Source organism: Halorhodospira sp. 9622 (assembly GCF_022228025.1).
In the GTDB taxonomy this organism is placed as follows: domain Bacteria; phylum Pseudomonadota; class Gammaproteobacteria; order Nitrococcales; family Halorhodospiraceae; genus Halorhodospira; species Halorhodospira halophila_A.
Window position 1 is genome coordinate 1 of sequence record NZ_JAJNRE010000053.1, and the last position, 4,328, is coordinate 4,328.

General features: G+C 66.2%; 4 protein-coding genes. 1 reads left to right on the top strand and 3 read right to left on the bottom strand.

Going from position 1 to position 4,328, the window contains the following annotated elements:
* Positions 1 to 100: 100 nt before the first annotated feature.
* Entirely contained in the window at positions 101 to 334 is a 234-nt protein-coding gene (locus tag LRG07_RS13330) for a hypothetical protein (RefSeq protein WP_238636975.1), read from the bottom strand.
* 67 nt (positions 335 to 401) lie between these two features.
* Between LRG07_RS13330 and LRG07_RS13335 the strand changes: the two genes are divergently transcribed.
* Positions 402 to 1,238 carry a vitamin K epoxide reductase family protein gene (locus tag LRG07_RS13335; RefSeq protein WP_238636974.1) on the top strand — a complete coding sequence of 279 codons (837 nt, stop codon included), beginning with the start codon at positions 402 to 404 and terminating at the stop codon, positions 1,236 to 1,238.
* A 237-nt stretch (positions 1,239 to 1,475) separates the two neighbouring features.
* On the opposite strand, the gene LRG07_RS13340 is transcribed toward LRG07_RS13335, so the two are convergent.
* A complete protein-coding gene (locus LRG07_RS13340) occupies positions 1,476 to 2,492 on the bottom strand; it encodes an Rpn family recombination-promoting nuclease/putative transposase (protein ID WP_238642669.1) in 1,017 nt (338 codons plus the stop codon).
* A gap of 60 nt (positions 2,493 to 2,552) precedes the next feature.
* Complete coding sequence (locus LRG07_RS13345) at positions 2,553 to 3,737, bottom strand: Arm DNA-binding domain-containing protein (RefSeq protein WP_238642670.1); 1,185 nt, start codon at positions 3,735 to 3,737, stop codon at positions 2,553 to 2,555.
* Positions 3,738 to 4,328: the final 591 nt, after the last annotated feature.

Below are 4,328 nucleotides of genomic sequence, written 5' to 3' on the forward strand. Positions count from 1 at the left end.
ACTTGAGGACTATTCCATACCGTGCCATTCAGCCACTCGATCACCGCCGCATCCGGCCGCGGGCGCATCATCTCAGAGACGACATTCGTGTCAAGCACGATCATCGTTCCGGCGCACATGGCTCGTGCGGGTCATGGCCTGGGAGTTCAAGTTCTACGCCATGCTTCGGGCCGAACGTAGCCTGAGCGAGATCGCCCAGGCGCTCCGGCTCCGAGACCGCCGACCGCAGGATGCGCCGCACCTCCTCCTCCATGGATATGCCATGCCGGTCTGCTTGGGCGCGCAAGCGCTCGATCGTCTCTTTATCCAAGCGGCGGACGCTGATGCTGCTCATAGCCTGTCTCTTCGCGACCCCCTCAAGTGCTAGCACATGATAGCACTTGAGAGACAGTAACCTAATCATGCAGCGCTTCGGCGACATCCCGTACCAGCTCGATGAGGCGATCCACCACGAGACCTTTTCGGGGCTGCTGCAGATGAGCCGTAACGCGCTCCACGCCAGAGCGCTGGTGCGAGTTCGCTGGCGAGCGCCCCCACCGAGTATGCGCCGGCTGGGCTTGATTTGCATGCGACTCTGCTTATATATTGAATCATGCATGAACACAAGCCATGGGAAAGAGGTGATCATGGTTGGAGATGAACGCAGCACCCCGGACCGTGGGGACGCCCGCGCCGTCTCGCTGATGCGTTGGTTCGTCGGCGTCGCCGTGCTCGGCTGGTTGGTCAGCGCTTTCCTGAGCGTCATACACTTCTGGGCGTTGCCGCAGATCCCCGAGGGCGCCGACCTCGCCGGAAGCCTTGAGGTGATCATGAGCGACTGGGGGTATGTCGCCGGCATACCGCTGGCAACGCTCGGCGCCGTTTATTATCTCGCGACGATCGCGATGGCGGCATGGTGGTTTGAGACCCGGCACCCGGCGATCATCAAGGCGCTCACGCCCGTAACGGCCTCCGGCGTGCTGGCCTCGGCCTATTTCGTCTGGCTCCAGCTCGTCCCGATCGGCGAAATCTGCCCGTTCTGCATGGTTTCGGCTGGGGCCACAGTGGTGCTGTTCGCGCTTGAGCTGCGCGTGCTGCGCCGCATCCAGACACCCGATACCGGCGAAGTTCTATATGAGCTCGCCCGGCTTGCCCAAAATAGCGAAACCCTCGCTCGCGCGTCCTATGCGGCGGCGTTCGCGGGCGCGACGTTGTTCGTGACCTGGGCAGCCACATTCGCCCCCGTACCGGGAACATAAGCGGAAAGCGAACTGGCGGCGCTACGAGCTTGCCCCGTCGTGGCATGCCCGCGCCGCCTCCCTTGGGGCGGCGCGGCGACTTCCTGAGGCGGCCCTCCCGATAAACCGCCTCCAGCAAAAAGACCAGCTGGGCGCTCGCTTCGTGCCGGCTCAAGTCTCCACTGCTGGCAGCGGCCGAGTTTCTAGGCGCCCGGACTCACGATTCGCGCACCGACCAGCAAGAATGCCCGTTCGCCCCTACCCGGTGCCGAAGACATCCTCCACGCACTCGGCATCGAGAATCCGGTCCAGCCACATCTCCAGTTCACCGACCGTGGCAGGCTCGACGCGGGCCCGCGACGCTTCCCTCGCCTCCCGGCCGAACTTGCGCTCGATCAAACGGAGCAGCGTCTGCGCCGCAGCCTGCCGACGGCCCTCTTGCCGGCCCTCTTGCCGGCCCTCCTCACGCCCTCTCTGAATGCCCCGCTCTTCTCCACGCTTTAGCCACTGTTCTGCTAGCGTCATCACCAACTCCTCCGCTCGCCCCGGCCGCGTCTGCTCCAGCGCCTGCCGTACGTCCGCCTCCTCGACCGAGCCATAGACCCTGGCAATGTACACCAAAAGCGGCTTCTCCAGCGGATGCCCCGGCGGAAGATCCCGCAAAAGGCGAATCAGATCCTCCCGCCCCAGATCCTCAACAAACGCCCAGGCCAGCGCCCGAAACACAGCCCGGATCGCCGGATCCTGCGAATAGGAGGCGGACGGCTCGTCCGGCCGCAGATGCCGGACTTGGTAGCCGAAATCCCGCTGCAGCTCCAAAAGCGGCTCGTCCGCATCGATGCACTCAAGCAGCGACAGCGGCACCGTCCAACTCGGCTGACCATTGTAGATCACCAGGGGGATGATCGGCGGCAGACGCCGGTAGCGCGCCGCGCGCCCGTCGCGCTTTTGCTCCGCGTGGCGCTGCCAGACCCGCTGCAGGTAACCGAGCAACTGCACGGGCGTGCCCGCATCCGGCTCCGACTTATGCTCGATGAGGACGTACACGAAGACCGGCCGACCATCGTGCATCTGCGCTTCGAAAAGCCGGTCGCTATGGGTCTCCTGCAGGTGAGGATCCACGTAGCTGCCCGGCAGCGGCTTCGGCAGCGCATCGCTCAGCCGCTCCCGCACCGGCGGCGGCAGATTCTCCCGCAACACCACCGCTGCACGCTCCGGGGCGTCCAGGAGTGCTTTGATCAAGGCGTCGTGGGGATTCGTGGGGTGGCGGGTCATCGACCTCTCGTCCTGGAATCCGATTGAACCTGTCCAGCCGCGGCAGCCGGCACCCAGCCGTCATGCGACTCGGCCAGCTGCTTCAGTCGTCCCCAACCGCGCCATCATCGCCTCGAAAGCGGAACCGTCGTCGGCGAGCGCATTGGCAACGAACGGCGCGTAGCGCTCGAAGAGCATCTTGGTCGAGGAGTGGCCGAGCAGTCGGGAGACGAACAGCGGATTCTCACCCGCTGCCAGGTGCAGGACCGCGGCGGTGTGCCGGGTCTGGTAGACGCGACGAGCAGCGAGGCCGAGCCGGCGCAACGTCGGGTTCCAGTGCTGCTCCGCCACCCAGCTCGACTCGATCGCCCGTCCGTCCTCGCGCACGAAGACGTAGTCCTCGGCCGCCTTGGTGGCCACATGCTGACCCAGTTCCGCGGCCAGCTTCGGCGAGAGCGGAATCTCGCGCCGGGTCTTCGGGTGCTTGAGCGTCGTCTGCCGACCATCGACGCGCGCCTCGCGGACCCGGAGCTGGCGACGCTCCAGGTCGAGGTACTTGACCTTGAGGCCGTTGACCTCGCACGAGCGCAGCCCCGTGTAGAAGCGCAGCTTGAAGTACAGCCGCAGGCGCGGGTCGACCACCTCCAAAAAGGCGTTGACCTGCTCGGCGGTCAGCGGCATCGGGTCGTTGCGGTCATCGCGCAGCGGCGGCAGCCCGGCCATCGGTGAGGGCATCCCCAGCTCCCGCTCGGCAAAGCGCAGGATGCCGGATAGCGGCGAGAGGATGAAATTGATCCGTGCGTTGCTCAGCCGCCGCTGACCCCGGGCGTCCGTTTGATCGATGAGCCCCTGGCGAAAGGCGCGCACCGAGCGCTCGGTGATCTGATCGAGCGGCCAGTCGCCGAAGTGCGGGATCAGGTACTGATGGATCACGCCCTCGACGCGTCGCCGGTAGCTCTCCTTCCACTCGCCCTCGTGCAGCGCCAGCCACTGCCGCGCATAGTCCGCGAAGCGCCGCCCCGGAGCGCGCGAGCCCCGCTCCCGGATCCAGCGCTGCGCGCGCTCGAGCTTGCGGCTTTGCGGGAACCAGGCCGCATAGTCGAAGGTGCCCATCTCCAACTCGGCGTTGATCTTGCGCAGATTCCGCCGCACGCGCCGCCGATTCTCCGGGGTATCCCGCAGCCCCGAGCTCTCCCGGAACCGGCGGCCGTAGATGCACAGGTCGTACTGAATCGTGCCATTGGGCCGAATGCAGAAGCTCGCCATGGCGCAGCCTTCCCACTATCGTCGGTGGACCCTGACCAATAGTGTACAGGTATACATCTCGTGCGCAAGAAAGTCAGCACCCGGCCCCCGCGCACCCTGGGCGCCCGGCGTTGCGATGGTTCGGCCAACCGCAACACCCCGCCCAGAGGCCACCGCTGAACGCCCTCAGCAGGCCGAGCGCACGCGGCGCTGCCACCACGCAGCCGCCCCACTCGGGTCGCTGGCGCCCGGGACGGTTGCGCTGTCACGGTGCCGGAATCAGCGGTGCTGACACGGCTCAGCGCCCGGGCGCGGATCAGCGGCGCCGCCGCCTTGTCTCGCGTTGCGGTGCGTTGCCTCCAGCGGGGCCGCAGGCCTTCGCAGGCCCCTGACGGGCCGGGCTTTACGCTGCAGCGGGGGGTGCTGCGGATAGGCCGAAGTGTTCGCCGCAAAACCTTGCTCTACCGCCACCCTCGTGATTGGATAACCGCTCACAAAAGGAACGTACTGTCGGACGGGCCGCAGCACGCGGCGTGACCGTCTCGGCGGTAGCGTGCCCCAACGAGCCGGGAACCTTCCATCTTGCCGCCTCCTTGTGCACATCCCAAGGTA